The following is a 14,274-nucleotide window of genomic DNA, read 5'->3' on the forward strand; positions in this document are numbered from 1 at the left end:
GACAACGAGCCCCGCCGGTCCCGGTCGGTACAGACCCGGTACACAACCGGACCCGCCCGCGCACATCGAGCGGCCGGAGGGCCGGGGCGGGCGGAGCGGTCACGCGCGCCGGCCTCGGAAGGCGGCCGCCCGCCGCGGGTCCGTCACTCGCCCCGTGCGCCGGGGAGGTGCGGCAGCCGTTCGGCGGCGACCACCCCTTCGAGATAGCCGCGGGCGCGTTCGGTGCGCGGATAGGCCTCCAGCAGCCGCCAGAAGTCGGCTCCGTGACCGGGGACCAGGAGGTGTGCCAGCTCGTGGCAGAGCACGTAGTCGATGACGTACTCGGGCATGCCCTGGAGCCGGTGTGACAGGCGGATGCTGCCCTCGGCGGGGGTGCACGAACCCCAGCGGGTGTTCTGATTGGTGACCCAGCGCACGGAGGCCGGGCGGGCACGGCCGTCGAAGAACTGGGCCGACAGCCGCTCGGCGCGCTCGGTCAGCGCGCTGTCACCGAGGACCCGCCGGCTCTCCTGGGCGGCGAGTTTGTCGAGCATGACGGTCACCCAGCGTTGTTCCTCCGCCTTCGACATCCGGGCGGGGATCAGCACGACGGTGCGATCGCCCTCGCGGTACGCGGAGACCGTCCGGCGGCGCCGGGCGCTTCTGCGGACCTCGATCGCGCTCGTCGTGCCGCGCTGTGTCTTTACGGCGCGGTGCAGTGGGTCGGCGGGCACGCCCCGACGTTACCCGCTGGGTCCGGGCAAAGTCCCGGCTCCGGAACGGTTCGGTGCGGATCCCCACCGCGGGTTGGATTCGCATGACGACCTGAGCATCCGATTTACACCTTATTCAGTCATTCGCTCTTTTCATCCCCGCCGATATGCCCGTCGATTGCCACCACCCTTGCCGGTTCATATGAAGAACTCCGTCGCCTGTGGATAACTTTCCGCGCCTCGCGGGCCGGGCGGGCATGCTGGCAGGTGTCGGCGGAACACGACCAATTCCGCCGGAGTCTCGACGGATACCCAGATACACGGACACGGGAGACGGGGGTCGGCATGCATCCGATGGTGAAACCCGCGCTGCGGCGCGGCTGGCGGGACCTCGGCACGGTGCAGTTCGGGATGACCCCCGCGCACGCGCTGACGCTGGGTCCGATGGACGCCGCCACGGGCGGTCTCCTCGACCTGCTCAACGGCACCCGGGGACTGCCGCTGCTGCGCGCGGAGGGCCGCCGCCTCGACCTGCCGGACGGCCGCGTCGACGAACTGGTGGACCGGCTGGCCCGCGCGGGCCTCGTCGACGACGCGCGCGGCGGCGGGCCGGCCGCGGACGCGCTGCGCGGGAAACCGGAGGTGCTGCGGCGGCTGCGCCCCGATCTGGCCTCGCTCTCGTTGACCACGCCCGAGCCGGGCGGCGCGCTCGCCCGGCTCGCCGCCCGGCGCGCGCTGCGGGTCCGGGTGCGGGGCGCGGGCCGGGTCGGGGCCTTGCTGGCGGCCGTGCTCGCGGGCGCGGGCGTCGGCGAGGTGGAGGTGCTCGACGAGGGGCGGGTGGGGCCGGAGGACGTGGCACCCGGCGGGCTGCCCGCCGAGTCGGTCGGCCGGCCCCGCGGGACGGCCGCGGCGGCGGCCGTGCGCCGGGCCGCCCCGGACCGCCCGCCCCGCCGCGCCCACTCCCCCGGTTCCGGGGCCGAGGAGCCGGGCCTCTCCCTGGTGGTCCTCGCGCCGCGGGACGAGGTGGCCGTGCACGCCCCGGACCCGCGCGCCGCCGAGCCGCTGCTCGCCTCGGGCACCCCGCACCTGTACGCCGGTGTGGTGGAGGGCACGGGCGTGGTCGGCCCGCTGGTGCTGCCCGGCGAGACGGCCTGTGCAGGCTGTCTGCACGAGAGCCGTACGGACCGGGACCCGGCCTGGCCCCGGCTGCTCGCCCAGTGGCGCTCCGGCGGCTCCCGCCACCCCGGTGCCTGTGACCTGGCTCTCGCCACGGCGGTCGCCGGGCTGGCCGCGGCCCACGCCCTGGCCTTCCTCGACGGCGTGTCGCCGTCCGGCCCGGGCACCCGCTGGGAGGCGTCCCTGCCCGGTCTGACCTGGCACGCACGCCCTCTGTGGCCGCATCCGGCCTGCGGCTGCGGCGCCGCGCGGCGGGCCGGTAAGAAAGCAGAGGCGGAACACACACCGACCGGCGGGCTCGCACGCGCGACAATGGCGGTGCAACGGCCGTCGACGGAGCGGGCACGCGAAGCGGGCGCGGCACGGCCGACAGGGACTTGGAGGGCGCATGTCTGATCTTCCGCGCAAGGCGGTCACCCGTACCGCCAAGCTCGCCGCGCTCCCGCTCGGCTTCGCCGGCCGGGCGACCTGGGGCCTGGGCAAGCGGATCGTGGGCGAGTCCGCGGAGATCGTCGGCCGGGAGCTGCAGCAGCGCACGGCGGAGCAGCTCTTCAAGGTGCTCGGGGAGCTGAAGGGCGGGGCCATGAAGTTCGGGCAGGCCCTGTCCGTCTTCGAGTCGGCGCTGCCCGAGGAGGTCGCCGGCCCCTACCGGGCGGCCCTGACCAAGCTCCAGGAGGCGGCCCCGCCGATGCCGACCCGCACGGTGCACACCGTGCTGGAGGAGCGGCTGGGCGCGGACTGGCGCGAGCTGTTCGTGGAGTTCGAGGACAAGCCGGCGGCCGCGGCCTCGATCGGCCAGGTGCACCGGGCGGTGTGGCACGACGGCCGCGAGGTGGCGGTCAAGGTGCAGTACCCGGGCGCCGGCGAGGCACTGCTGTCCGACCTCGGCCAACTGGGCCGCTTCGCCCGCTTGTTGGGACCGCTCATCCCGGGCATGGACATAAAGCCGCTGATCGCCGAGTTGCGGGACCGTGTCTCCGAGGAGCTGGACTACGGGCTGGAGGCCGCGGCCCAGACGGCCCACGCGGAGGAGTTCGCGGGCGACCCGGACGTGGTGGTCCCGGCGGTGGTGCACCAGTGCGACCAGGTACTGGTCACGGAGTGGATGGACGGCGTCCCGCTGTCCGAGATCATCACCGACGGCACCCCGGAGCAGCGGAACCGGGCCGGCCAGCTGCTCGCCCGCTTCCTGTTCTCGGGGCCGGCCCGCACCGGGCTGCTGCACGCGGACCCGCACCCGGGCAACTTCCGGCTGCTGCCCGGCGGCCCGGACGGCGAGGACGACTGGCGCCTCGGGGTCCTGGACTTCGGCACCGTCGACCGGCTTCCCGGCGGGCTGCCGACCCCGATCGGGATCTCCCTGCGGATGACGCTGGACGGCGACGCCGAGACGGTCTACGAGCTGCTCTGCGAGGAGGGCTTCGTCAAGGAGTCGATAGAGCTTGATCCGGACGCGGTCCTCGACTACCTGCTGCCGATCATCGAGCCGGCCCGTGTCGACGCGTTCACCTTCACCCGCTCCTGGATGCGCAGCCAGGCCGCCCGCATCGCCGACCCCCGCTCACCCGCCTACCAGCTGGGCAAGCAGCTCAACCTGCCCCCGGCGTACCTCCTGATCCACCGGGTGACCCTGAGCACCATCGGCGTCCTGTGCCAGCTGGGCGCCACGGTCCGCCTGCGCGACGAGCTGGAGTCCTGGCTCCCCGGCTTCGCCCTCGACGACCTGCCGGAGGACGACCCCACCGAGGAGGAGCCGGCGGCACAAGCCTGACCCGGGGCGCCCCGGGACGCCCGGAGCGGCCCCGGGGCGGGGGTCACCACCACGCCGAGTCCAGCCGGCCCTCGATGGAGCGGAGGTTCTCGCGCGAGCAGGTGGCGCAGAAGTAGACCGGGGTGCCGTTCTCCACGGAGCAGGTCCAGGTGGCCGGGTGGGGGCCGGGGGCGGGGATGCCGCAGCGGGCGCACAGCAGGGGTGCCGGGCGCTTCGGGGAGCCGCCCTGATCGCTTCCTGGGGGAAGACTCGTCACCCGGTGACGATAACTCCGTGAGCGTCCGGCGGCGCGCAGAACGCACCGCGGGGGCCGGTCCGTTCGGCCGGACCGGCCCCCGCGGGGAGCGTCTCGCCTCCCGGTCCGCGCCGGGAGGCCACCGCTGCTCGGGTGTGGCTCTTACTGCATGACCGCCATGGCGAGCGCCCGGCGGGCGCGCAGCGAGGCGCGCTCCGCCCGGCGCTGCATCCGCTGGGCAACGGCCAGGCGCGTGGCCTGGCGCTCCCGGCGGGCGTCATGCAACCGGTCGTGCATATGCGCACGTGCCAGGGCTTCTTGCATGAGTTGCATCTCTCGGGTCCTGTTCTGGCGCGCTTCGGTCGCGCCGGTGGTGCGGGAGTCTGGGGTCGCGGAGCCTGCGGGCTCGCTGGTGGACGGCTTCATCGGGGCCTGCTTCTTGGGGTCGTGCGTGAGGGGACGGTCGATTGTTCCTGGGGTGTTCATGCCGTGACCGGGTTCTTCCGCGGGCGGCCACGCGGCCGCTTCCGGGCGACGACGACACCCTGCACGAACAGCTCGCCACCCCAGACGCCCCAGGGCTCGCGCCGCTCCTTGGCCCCGGCGAGGCAGGCCTCGATCAGCGGGCAGGTGCGGCACAGGGACTTGGCGTACTCCACGTCCGCGGGCGACTCGGCGAAGAAGACCTCCGGGTCGTAGGAGCGGCACGGGACGGGTACGCCGAGGTTCTCGATGGCGTCGTCGAGCGCGGTGAGCGCGGTGAGGGGGATCAAGGCGGGGTCCTCCGTGAGGCCGGGCGGGGGGATCGTTTGCGAAGGCGGTACGGACGGGGCGTGCGCTTCGAGTTGCACGGTTGGTCTTCCTCGTCTGGTCGTTCCGGCCGGTTGACCGGGTGGCGGCTGGTACCGGGTTCTTTTCTTGTCCCGAGGCCCCTTCGCGGTGTCCTCCCCGTTCGGGAAAAACTGAAGGGCCGCGGATCCCGGATGGGGTTCCGCGGCCCTGAAGGCGCCGGCCTGATCAGGTCAGGCTGGATAGCTCCAGGGTTTTGGCCCACGGAAGGCCCACATCTGGTGGTGCTGCGTCGTCTGCTTCCGGAATCCGGCACCGGCCGCTGCAAAGGCATAGGCGCCTGCCTGTGCCACTACCGCTTCCAGTGCCTTGGTCGGTCGCTCATTGCGCTCATCGCGGGCAGGGAGGCCCGCGGGAGCCAGGGCGGAGGCCGGACGGACGGCACGAATGCCGGACAGACCGGTGCCCTGGTGGGAGGCGCCGAGCATGCACAGGGAGACGGTCGAGCGATCGGTCAGTTTGGCCGTGCCGATGGTGCTGAAGTTGATGCTGATCACTGGACTCGCCTCCTCTCGGCGTCTCAGGGACTGGTGAACCAGTCCGTTTCGTATGTGCAAGTACATCACGGAGGCCGGGCCTTGGAGAAGGCCGCTGCTTCCGTGCCTAGAACCTATGGGGATTCGCGGCGCGTGCGCAAACTATTTTTCCGACGAGTTCGCATCAGTCGTCCGCGTCCTCGCCGCCAACTTCCTGACCTGCGCAGATGGCCAGCACATCGGCTCCGTAGCTGCGCAGCTTGCGGCTGAGGACGCCGGGGATGCGGGAGAGTTCCGCGGCGCTGTCCGGCCGGGCCTCCGCGATGGCCATCAGGGTGCGGTCGGTGAAGACGCAGAAGTCCGGCTGACCGCTCCGCGCGGCCTGCGCCGCCCGCCACTCGCGCAGCCGCTCGTAGAGCCCTTCGTCCATGTCGGAGGGGCAGTCCTCACAGCGCATCAGTTTCATCTCGCCGGCGTCGGTGAGGGTGCGGCCGCAGACCCGGCAGCGGGCCGGGGTGCGCTGGGCGCGCCGGGGCGCCGCGGCCGCGGCCGCGGCGAGGACGCCGCGCTCGACGCCGCCGACGGCCGCGGCGGCGCCGCGGCCCACGGTGGGGGTGGTGCCGGGGCGCAGCCCGTCGAGGAAGCGGCTCGGCCTGCGGTTCGGGCGACCCCCGGGCGAGCGGGACAGGGCCCAGGAGACATGGAGGCGTTCTCGCGCGCGGGTGACGCCGACATAGAGCAGACGGCGCTCCTCCTCGACCTGCTCGTCCGTCTTCGCGTAGGTGATGGGCAGCATGCCCTCGGCGACGCCCACCAGGAAGACGGCGTCCCATTCGAGGCCCTTGGCGGCGTGCAGGGAGGCGAGGGTGACGCCCTGGACGGTGGGGGCGTGCTGGGCGTTCGCCCGCTCGTCCAGTTCCGCCACGAAGTCGCCGAGGGTGGCGCCCGGGCGGGCGGCGGCGAGGTCCTGGGCGAGGTTGACCAGCGCGGCGAGGGATTCCCAGCGTTCTCTGACGGCGCCGGAGCCGGCCGGGGGCACGGGGGTCCAGCCGCCCTCGCCGGACAGCACGGCGCGGACCTGGGAGGGCAGGTCCACGGCGCCGTCCAGCAGGGCGTCGTTGCCGCCGAAGCGGGCGGCGCCGCGCAGGGCGATGCCGGCCTTGCGCACCTCGGGCCGGTCGAAGAAGCGCTCGGCGCCGCGCAGCTGGTAGGGCACGCCGGCGTCGGCCAGGGCCTGCTCGTAGGTCTCGGACTGGGAGTTGGTGCGGAACAGAACGGCGATCTCGGCGGCCGGGACGCCGGCGTCGATCAGCTCGCGGATGCGGCGGGCGGCGCCCTCGGCCTCGGCCGGCTCGTCGGTGTACTCGGCGTAGACGGGTTCGGGTCCGGAGGGGCGCTGGGAGACGAGTTCCAGCCGGTGGTCGGCGGCGCGGCCGTGAGCCTGGGCGAGCAGGCCGTTGGCCAGGCGGACGACCTGGGGCGTGGAGCGGTAGTCGCGCACCAGCTTGACCACGGTGGCGCCCGGGTACCGGACGCGGAAGTCGAGGAGGTGGTCGGGCGTTGCTCCGGTGAACGAGTAGATGGTCTGGCTGGCGTCGCCGACGACGCACAGGTCGTCGCGCTCGCCGAGCCACAGTTCCAGCAGCCGCTGCTGGAGCGGGCTGACGTCCTGATACTCGTCCACCACGAAGTGCTGGTACTGGGCGCGGATCTGTTCGGCGATGTCGTGCCGGTCCTGGAGGATGGCGACGGTGAGCAGCAGCACGTCCTCGAAGTCGATCACGGCGCGGTCGCGTTTGAGGTCCTCGTAGGCCGCGTACAGGTGGGCGATCTCGGTGGGGTCGCGGGGGGACTCGCGGCCGGCCTTCGCTGCCGCGTACGGGTAGTCGGCCGGGATCGTCTGGGTGACCTTGCACCATTCGATCTCGCTGGTGACGTCGCGCAGCTCCCCGCGGTCGAGCCGGGTGCCGAGGGCCGCGGCCGCGTCGGCGACGAGCTGGATCTTGCGGTCGATCAGCCGGGGCATGCCGCCGCCGATGGCTTTCGGCCAGAAGTACTGGAGCTGGCGCAGGGCCGCGGAGTGGAAGGTGCGGGCCTGGACGCCCTGGGCGCCGAGCTGGCGCAGCCGGCCGCGCATCTCTCCGGCGGCGCGGTTGGTGAAGGTGACGGCGAGGACGCTGGCGGGCTGGAGGATGCCGGCCCGCACCCCGTAGGCGATGCGGTGGGTGATCGCCCGGGTCTTGCCGGTGCCCGCGCCGGCCAGCACACACACCGGGCCGCGCAGGGCGGTGGCCACCTCGCGCTGCTCGGGATCGAGCCCTTCGAGCACCGCGTCGGCGGAGTCCGGGAGGTCCGGTACCTGCGGGAAGAGGGGGGAGTGCGTTGCTGCTGTCACACCAGCCATGCTGCCAGGTCGCCCGGGGCGGCCGCGCCGGTTGTCCACAGGCGGGGTGGGATGGTCGTACCGGTGCGGCGGGAGTCACAGTCGGGGCGGCCGGTCCCGGCCGGATACCCCCCGTGGGAATGGCGGGCCGGTCGTCCGCGTTCACTTGGCGGACGACGTTTTTCCGAGCTGCCTGAGGAGCGCGAGAGATGCAGGGCACTGTGACGATGTACAGCACGACTTGGTGCGGCTACTGCCGTCGGCTGAAGAGCCAGATGGACCGGGAGGGCATCGCCTACACCGAGATCAACATCGAGCAGGACCCCGAGTCCGCGGCGTTCGTGGAGAAGGCGAACGGCGGCAACCAGACGGTCCCGACCGTGCTCTTCGCGGACGGCACCACCATGACGAACCCGTCGCTGGCCCAGGTCAAGCAGAAGCTCGCCGCGTAACGGCCCGAGCTGCGAAACGGCGGTTCCCGAGTCCGCGGTGGCTCGGGAACCGCCGTTTTCGTGTGCCGTACGGCACCCGGCGTGCCGTACGGCACCCGGCCGGTGGCCCGCCGGGGTGCCTCAGAAGGCGGCGCGGGTGGGGAGGGGCTTGCCGTACCACATCTCGATCAGGCGGGCCGCGATGGAGATGCCGTAGGGCGGCAGCACCTGGCCCGACTCGAATGCCTCGTGCAGTTCCTGGCGGGAGAACCAGCGGGCCTCGGAGATCTCGTCGCCGTCGACCTGGATCTCGGTGGTGGTGGCGCGGGCCATGAAGCCGAGCATCAGGCTGGACGGGAAGGGCCAGGGCTGGCTCGCCACGTACTCGACGCCGCCGATGGTGACGCCGACCTCCTCGGCGACCTCGCGGCGTACCGCCTGCTCGATGGACTCGCCGGGCTCCACGAAGCCGGCCAGCGTGGAGAAGCGGCCCTCGGGCCAGTGCACCTGGCGGCCGAGCAGGATGCGGTCCTCCGCGTCGGTGACCGCCATGATCACGGCCGGGTCGGTACGGGGGTAGTGCTCCGCGCCGCAGGCCTGGCAGCGGCGGATGTGACCGGCGGCGGCGATCACCGTGCGCTCGCCGCAGCGGGAGCAGAAGCGGTGGGTGCGCTGCCAGTTCTCCAGGCCGACCGCGTGCACCATGAGCGCGGTGTCGCGCGCCGACAGCAGCAGACCCGCCTCGCGCAGGCCCGCCGGGCGCGCGGACTGGTCGATGCGGCCGGGCAGCGCGTCCTTCTGGAGCGCGAAGTAGGCCACGCCGTCCTCGTCGATGCCGAGGAAGTAGCGGTGCGCCTCGGTGAGCGGTGCCTCGAAGGAGGGCGTCATGACGAGTTCGGTCCGGCCGTCGGGCGTCTCGTCGATGAGGACCTGGCCGCCGGAGACCACGAAACAGCGGGTCGTGGGGTGGCTCCACGCCGCCGCGAGCCAGGCCTCGTCCAGCCGGTGGTGGGCGGCGCGGTCGATGCCGCCGGGGGCGGTCAGCGAGATGGGTCGATCGGCTGTGTCGTCGGTCCAGGTGGTCACGGGTGCTTCCAACTCCCCCAGTGCGGCGGTTCGGTTCGGCGGGCGGTTCGGCGGGACGTACGACGGGACGCACCGGGTCGGGCGGGCGGGGGGGTCCTTCCAGTGTGCCCCTCGCCCCGGCGTCCCCGTGCCGGGGCCCGGTGCGGGCCGGTCAGGCTGAGGGCCGCCAGTTCTCGGCCAGGTCGGCCCACAGGTAGGCGCTGGTCTCGACGCCCTTGAGGAGGAGGTCCAGCTCGACCTTCTCGTTGGGCGCGTGCCAGCCGTCGGAGGGGACGGAGATGCCCAGGAAGAGCACGGGGCTGCCGAGGACTTCCTGGAGGTCGGCGGCGGGGCCGGAGCCGCCCTCGCGGGTGAAGCGGACCGGGCCCTCGAAGGCGCGGCCCATCGCCCGGGCCACCGAGCGCAGCGCCGGGTGGTCGAGCGGGGTCAGACAGGGGCGGGTGGCCGAGCCGAAGTCGATCTCGGCGCGGATCCCGGCGGGCACCTGCTCGGCGGCCCAGGCGCGGACCGCCTTCTCGACGTGGTCCGGGTCCTGCCCGGCGACCAGCCGGAACGACAGCTTGACCATGGCCGAGGACGGGATGATGGTCTTGCTGCCGGGGCCCTGGTAGCCGCCGCCGATCCCGTTGACCTCGGCGGTCGGGCGGGCCCAGATGCGCTCCAGGGTGGTGAGCCCGGCCTCGCCCTGGGTGGCGCGGGACTTGGCGGTGCGCAGCCAGCGCTCCTCGTCGAAGGGCAGCTCGGCGAAGAGCTCGCGCTCGCGCTCGGTCAGCTCCACGACGCCGTCGTAGAAGCCGGGCACGGCCACCCGTCCCCGCTCGTCGTGCAGGGCGGCGACCAGGCGGGCGACGGCGGTGGCCGGGTTGGGCACGGCGCCGCCGAAGGAGCCGGAGTGGATGTCCTGGTCGGGGCCGTGGAGGCGGATCTCGCACTCGGCCAGGCCGCGCATGCCGGTGCACACCGTCGGGGTGTCCTCGGCCCACATGCCGGTGTCGGAGACGATCACGGCGTCGGCCGCGAGTCGCTGCGCGCGCTCCTCCACCAGGGCCCGGAAGTGCGGGGAGCCGGACTCCTCCTCGCCCTCGATCAGCAGCTTCAGACCGACCGCGGGGGCGGTGCGGCCGGTCGCGGCGAGGTGGGCGCGCACGCCGAGGGTGTGGAAGAACACCTGGCCCTTGTCGTCGGCGGCGCCGCGCGCGTAGAGCCGGTTGCCGCGCACGACCGGCTCGAAGGGCTCGCTGTCCCAGCCGTCCTCGCGGGCGGCGGGCTGCACGTCGTGGTGGCCGTAGACCAGCACGGTGGGCGCTCCGGGGTCGTCGCAGGGCCACTCGGCGAAGACGGCCGGGGCGCCCTCGGTGGGCCACACCTCGACGGTCGGGAAGCCGGTCTCCCTCAGCTTGGCGGCGAGCCAGTCCGCGCTGCGCCGCACGTCGGACGCGTGGTCGGGCTGGGCCGACACGGAGGGGATGCGCAGCCATGCGGCGAGGTCGTCGAGGAAGGCGGCGCGGTGCTGCTCGATGTACGTGCGGACGGCGCTGTCCGGGGTCTGGCTCATGCTCACGAGCCTATCGGCCCGCGCGGGCATCCTCGGCGGGCGGTTCGTCACACTCGCGGTGGGTGCTGTGTCACGTCCGGCGCCGGCCCCGCCGTGCCGGACGTCCCGTCGGGACCGCCGCCGAGCAGCCGCTCCAGCGCGGTCCGGTCCGGCAGGTCCGCGGGGCGGACGACCTCGCCGGTGCGCACGTACAGGAACGCGGCGGTGACCGAGTCGAGCGGGACGCCCTGCTGCTCGGCCCAGGCCAGCCGGTAGACCGCGAGCTGGAGCGGGTCGGCGGTGTGCTCGCGGCCGGTCTTCCAGTCCACGATCTCGTACGTCGCCGTCGCGCCCTCGCCCGTGCGGTAGACGGCGTCTATCCGGCCGCGCACGATCCGCCCGGCGAGGGTGAGCTGGACCGGGGCCTCGACGCGGTACGGCGTGCGCCGGGCGTACTCGGTGCGCTCGAAGGCCTCCTTCAGCGCCTCCAGGTCCTCCTCGTCGGCGATCTCCGCGTCGCCGCCGGGCAGCTCGTCGGGCTCCAGCAGGGGCAGCGCCAGCTCCTCGTAGCGGGACTCCACCCAGGCGTGGAACCGGGTGCCGCGGCGTGCGGACCGCTGCGGGGGGCGCGGCATGGGGCGGGCGAGCTCCTGCGCGAGCCCGTCCGGGTCCTCGGCCAGGAGCAGCAGCTGGGTCGCGGTCAGCGTCACGGGCAGGGGCACGTCCGTGACGGTGCGGCGGGCCAGCAGCAGCTCCCGGGTGAGCGCGTCCAGATCGCGGTCCCAGGAGGCGATCAGACGGGTCTCCTCGGGGGTGAGCACCGGTTCCGCGGGGCCGGTGGCCTGGCGGGGGACGGCGGGCGTGGCGGGGGCCGGGCCGTCGTACGGGCCGTACGGCTCGTCGTCGTACGGCGGCTCGTCGTCGTACGGCGGCTCGTCCTCGTAGGGCGGTTCGTCCTCGTAGGGCGGTTCGTCGTGCGGCGGTTCCTCCGGCGGTGCGGGCCAGTCGGGGTCGCCGGAGGCGGCGGGAACGGCGGCGTCGGCCGGGTTCCGGGCCGCCAGGTGGGCGAGGACCGTCTCGGCGGCCGCGCGGCGGCGGGCGAGCGCCTCCGGGTCCAGGGGCAGCGGCCAGGCCTGCTCGGTGTCGGGCGCGCGCAGGGCCGGGTTCTCCTCGTCGTCGCCGGGTTCGTCCGCCCAGGCCTCGATCTCGCCGTACCCGGCGGCGCAGTGGTCGTGGAGCGCCCGGAGGAAGTCGGACGGGCCGCGCTTCTTCTTCTGGCTGGGCCCCCACCAGTGGCCGGAGCCGAGCAGGAGGGAGCGGGGGCGGGTGAAGGTGACGTAGCCGAGGCGGAGTTCCTCGGTGTGCTGGTGGTCCTTCATGGCCTCGTGGAAGGCCTTCATGCCGCGCGCGTCCCAGCCGTCGACGTCGGGCAGGGTGGCGGCGTCCCCGCGCAGGGCGTGCGGCAGCACCTTGGCCTGGGCGGTCCACTTGTCGCGGCCCTGAGTGCTGGGGAACGTGCCGGTGACGAGGCCGGGCACGGCAACGACATCCCACTCCAGGCCCTTGGACTTGTGCGCGGTGAGCACCTTGACGGTGTTCTCGCCGCCGGGCAGGGCGTTGTCGAGGCCCTTCTCGTACTGGGCGGCGGTGCGCAGGAAGCCGAGGAAGGCGAGCAGGGTGGCCTCGCCGTCACCCGCGGCGAAGGAGGCGGCCACGTCGAGGAAGTTGGCGAGGGTCTCGCGGCGGCGGGCGGCCAGCGCGTGCGGGGAGGCCGACAGCTCCACCTCCAGACCGGTGACGGCGAGGACGCGGTGCAGCACGTCCATCAGCGGGTCGGACAACGCGCGGCGCAGCTCGCGCAGTTCGGCGGCGAGGCGGGCGAAGCGCACCCGGGCGTCCGGGGAGAACGGCAGCCCGTCGTCGTCCTCGCCGGAGGCGTCCAGGAAGGTGTCCAGGGCGTCGGCGAGCGATATCACCTCGGCCGGGTCGGTGCCCTCCACCGCGGCGGCCAGCCGGCGGTCCGGGTCGTCGGCGTCGTCGGCGCGGGCGTGGGCGACCAGCAGGCGGGCGCGACGGCCGAGCAGGGCGAGGTCGCGGGGGCCGATGCGCCAGCGGGGCCCGGTGAGCAGCCGCACCAGGGCGGCGTTGGCGCCGGGGTCCTGGAGGACCTCGCAGACGGCGACCAGGTCGGCGACCTCGGGCAGGTGCAGCAGCCCGGACAGGCCGACCACCTCGACGGGGACGTCCCGGGCGACGAGCGCGGCCTGGATCGCGCCGAAGTCGCCCGCCGTACGGCACAGCACGGCGATCTCGCCGGGGGCGGTGCCGGTGCGCACCAGGTGGGCGATGGAGTCGCCGAGCCAGTCCAGCTCCTCGGCGTGCGTGGGCAGCAGGGCGCAGCGGACCCGGCCGTCGAGCTCGGCGCCGGGGGCGGGGCGGAGGGCTTCGACGCCCGCGTGCATCGCGCGCAGCGGGGCGGCGAGGCCGTTGGCGAGGTCGAGGAGGCGGCCGCCGCTGCGCCGGTTCTCGCTGAGCGCCTGGCGGGTGGCGGGGCGGCCGTCGGCGTGGCGGAAGTGCTCCGGGAAGTCGTCCAGGTTGGCGACGGAGGCGCCGCGCCAGCCGTAGATGGCCTGGCAGGGGTCGCCGACTGCGGTCACCGGGTGGCCGGTGCCGCCGCCGAACAGGCCCGCGAGCAGCACGCGTTGGGCGACGGAGGTGTCCTGGTACTCGTCCAGGAGGACCACCCGGAACTCCTCGCGCAGCAGGCGGCCCACCTCGGGCAGGCCGGCGAGGCGGGCGGACAGCGCGATCTGGTCGCCGAAGTCGAGCAGGTCCCGTTCGCGTTTGGCGGCCCGGTAGCGCTGGACCAGGTCGGTGAGTTCGCGGCGGGCGGCGGCGGTCTCGGGGACCTTGCGCAGCTCGGCGTTGCTGAGTTTCGCGCCGTCGAGGGCGGCCAGCAGTTCCGTGTCCCAGGCGCGCAGCCGGCCGGGCTCCACGAGGTGCTCGGAGAGTTCGGAGTCGAGGGCGAGCAGATCGCTGACGAGGTCGGCGAAGGAGCGGGTGAGCGCCGGGTAGGGGCCGGGGGCCTCGCGCAGCACGCGGGCGGCGAGCTGGTAGCGGGTGGCGTCGGCGAGGAGGCGGGAGGCGGGCTCCAGGCCGATGCGCAGGCCGTGGTCGGTGAGGAGGCGGCCGGCGAAGGAGTGGTACGTGGAGATCACCGGCTCGCCCGGGGGGTTGTCCGGGTCCCACCCGGAGGGGTCGGCGGAGGAAGCCGCCGAGGCGGACCGGCCGGGCGACGGGAGGGCGTCGGGGTCGGTGACGCCCGCCTTGACGAGGGCCTTGCGGACGCGTTCGGCCAGCTCGCCCGCCGCCTTGTTCGTGAAGGTCAGGCCGAGGACCTGCTCGGGGGCGACCTGCCCGGTGCCGACCAGCCAGACCACGCGGGCCGCCATCACGGTGGTCTTGCCCGACCCGGCTCCGGCCACGATCACCTGCGGGGCGGGCGGCGCGGTGATGCAGGCCGTCTGCTCCGGGGTGAAGGGGATGCCGAGGAGCTCCTTGAGCTGCTCGGGATCGGTGAGATGGGCGGGCATGTCGCAAAAGGCTAGCGGGGGGCACTGACAGACCCGTGCGCGCCGCTC

12 protein-coding genes are annotated in these 14,274 nt (G+C 74.0%); 3 read left to right on the top strand and 9 right to left on the bottom strand.

All coding sequences use genetic code 11. The features are described from left to right. Positions 1-143 precede the first annotated feature (143 nt). Positions 144-713 carry a M48 family metallopeptidase gene (locus tag HZZ00_RS31150; protein ID WP_180329515.1) on the bottom strand — a complete coding sequence of 190 codons (570 nt, stop codon included), beginning with the start codon at positions 711-713 and terminating at the stop codon, positions 144-146. A gap of 324 nt (positions 714-1,037) precedes the next feature. Here HZZ00_RS31150 and HZZ00_RS31155 point away from each other — a divergent pair, with 324 nt between their 5' ends. Both HZZ00_RS31155 and HZZ00_RS31160 read left to right on the top strand, forming a co-directional pair. Next, positions 1,038-2,264 (top strand): TOMM precursor leader peptide-binding protein, encoded by a 1,227-nt coding sequence (locus HZZ00_RS31155; RefSeq protein WP_180329516.1) that lies wholly within the window; start codon positions 1,038-1,040, stop codon positions 2,262-2,264. Next, positions 2,257-3,639, top strand: a complete 1,383-nt coding sequence (locus HZZ00_RS31160; RefSeq protein ID WP_180329517.1) for an AarF/ABC1/UbiB kinase family protein — start codon at positions 2,257-2,259, stop codon at positions 3,637-3,639. Before HZZ00_RS31155 ends, HZZ00_RS31160 begins: the two co-directional genes overlap by 8 nt. A 43-nt stretch (positions 3,640-3,682) precedes the next feature. Here the strand turns inward: HZZ00_RS31160 and HZZ00_RS31165 are convergent, their stop codons facing one another. The 5 genes from HZZ00_RS31165 to HZZ00_RS31185 all read right to left on the bottom strand — a co-directional run bounded on the left by HZZ00_RS31165 (position 3,683) and on the right by HZZ00_RS31185 (position 7,594). Then, positions 3,683-3,895 carry a hypothetical protein gene (locus tag HZZ00_RS31165; protein WP_070026860.1) on the bottom strand — a complete coding sequence of 71 codons (213 nt, stop codon included), beginning with the start codon at positions 3,893-3,895 and terminating at the stop codon, positions 3,683-3,685. A gap of 141 nt (positions 3,896-4,036) precedes the next feature. Further along, positions 4,037-4,360, bottom strand: coding sequence for a hypothetical protein (locus HZZ00_RS31170; protein ID WP_180329518.1), 324 nt, complete (start codon positions 4,358-4,360; stop codon positions 4,037-4,039). Continuing rightward, positions 4,357-4,725: a WhiB family transcriptional regulator gene (locus tag HZZ00_RS31175; RefSeq protein ID WP_070026864.1), complete on the bottom strand. Its 369-nt coding sequence runs from the start codon at positions 4,723-4,725 to the stop codon at positions 4,357-4,359. The genes HZZ00_RS31170 and HZZ00_RS31175 overlap by 4 nt, the downstream gene beginning before the upstream one ends. Before the next feature lie 171 nt (positions 4,726-4,896). After that, positions 4,897-5,220: a hypothetical protein gene (locus HZZ00_RS31180; RefSeq protein WP_180329519.1), complete on the bottom strand. Its 324-nt coding sequence runs from the start codon at positions 5,218-5,220 to the stop codon at positions 4,897-4,899. 163 nt (positions 5,221-5,383) lie between these two features. Continuing rightward, complete coding sequence (locus HZZ00_RS31185) at positions 5,384-7,594, bottom strand: ATP-dependent DNA helicase UvrD2 (protein WP_257585473.1); 2,211 nt, start codon at positions 7,592-7,594, stop codon at positions 5,384-5,386. A 197-nt stretch (positions 7,595-7,791) separates the two neighbouring features. Here HZZ00_RS31185 and HZZ00_RS31190 point away from each other — a divergent pair, with 197 nt between their 5' ends. Beyond that, positions 7,792-8,034 (top strand): mycoredoxin, encoded by a 243-nt coding sequence (locus HZZ00_RS31190; RefSeq protein ID WP_074993197.1) that lies wholly within the window; start codon positions 7,792-7,794, stop codon positions 8,032-8,034. Positions 8,035-8,154: 120 nt separating this feature from the next. Here the strand turns inward: HZZ00_RS31190 and nudC are convergent, their stop codons facing one another. From nudC to HZZ00_RS31205, 3 genes are all read right to left on the bottom strand, one after another. After that, positions 8,155-9,099: an NAD(+) diphosphatase gene (gene nudC / locus HZZ00_RS31195; RefSeq protein ID WP_180329521.1), complete on the bottom strand. Its 945-nt coding sequence runs from the start codon at positions 9,097-9,099 to the stop codon at positions 8,155-8,157. A 151-nt stretch (positions 9,100-9,250) separates the two neighbouring features. Continuing rightward, complete coding sequence (locus HZZ00_RS31200) at positions 9,251-10,654, bottom strand: dipeptidase (RefSeq protein ID WP_180329522.1); 1,404 nt, start codon at positions 10,652-10,654, stop codon at positions 9,251-9,253. A gap of 47 nt (positions 10,655-10,701) precedes the next feature. Further along, positions 10,702-14,226, bottom strand: coding sequence for an ATP-dependent DNA helicase (locus tag HZZ00_RS31205; RefSeq protein ID WP_180329523.1), 3,525 nt, complete (start codon positions 14,224-14,226; stop codon positions 10,702-10,704). Positions 14,227-14,274: the final 48 nt, after the last annotated feature.

Origin of the sequence: Streptomyces sp. NEAU-sy36 (assembly GCF_013423905.1) — a bacterium.
Taxonomy (GTDB): domain Bacteria; phylum Actinomycetota; class Actinomycetes; order Streptomycetales; family Streptomycetaceae; genus Streptomyces; species Streptomyces misionensis.

What these genes read in the sequence shown, in the direction of transcription:
- HZZ00_RS31155 (WP_180329516.1), top strand. Translation starts at nt 1,038, where the DNA reads ATGCATCCGATGGTGAAACCCGCGCTGCGGCGCGGCTGGCGGGACCTC.
- HZZ00_RS31160 (WP_180329517.1), top strand. Translation starts at nt 2,257, where the DNA reads ATGTCTGATCTTCCGCGCAAGGCGGTCACCCGTACCGCCAAGCTCGCC.
- HZZ00_RS31170 (WP_180329518.1), bottom strand. Translation starts at nt 4,360, where the DNA reads ATGAACACCCCAGGAACAATCGACCGTCCCCTCACGCACGACCCCAAG.
- HZZ00_RS31190 (WP_074993197.1), top strand. Translation starts at nt 7,792, where the DNA reads ATGCAGGGCACTGTGACGATGTACAGCACGACTTGGTGCGGCTACTGC.
- HZZ00_RS31200 (WP_180329522.1), bottom strand. Translation starts at nt 10,654, where the DNA reads ATGAGCCAGACCCCGGACAGCGCCGTCCGCACGTACATCGAGCAGCAC.
- HZZ00_RS31205 (WP_180329523.1), bottom strand. Translation starts at nt 14,226, where the DNA reads ATGCCCGCCCATCTCACCGATCCCGAGCAGCTCAAGGAGCTCCTCGGC.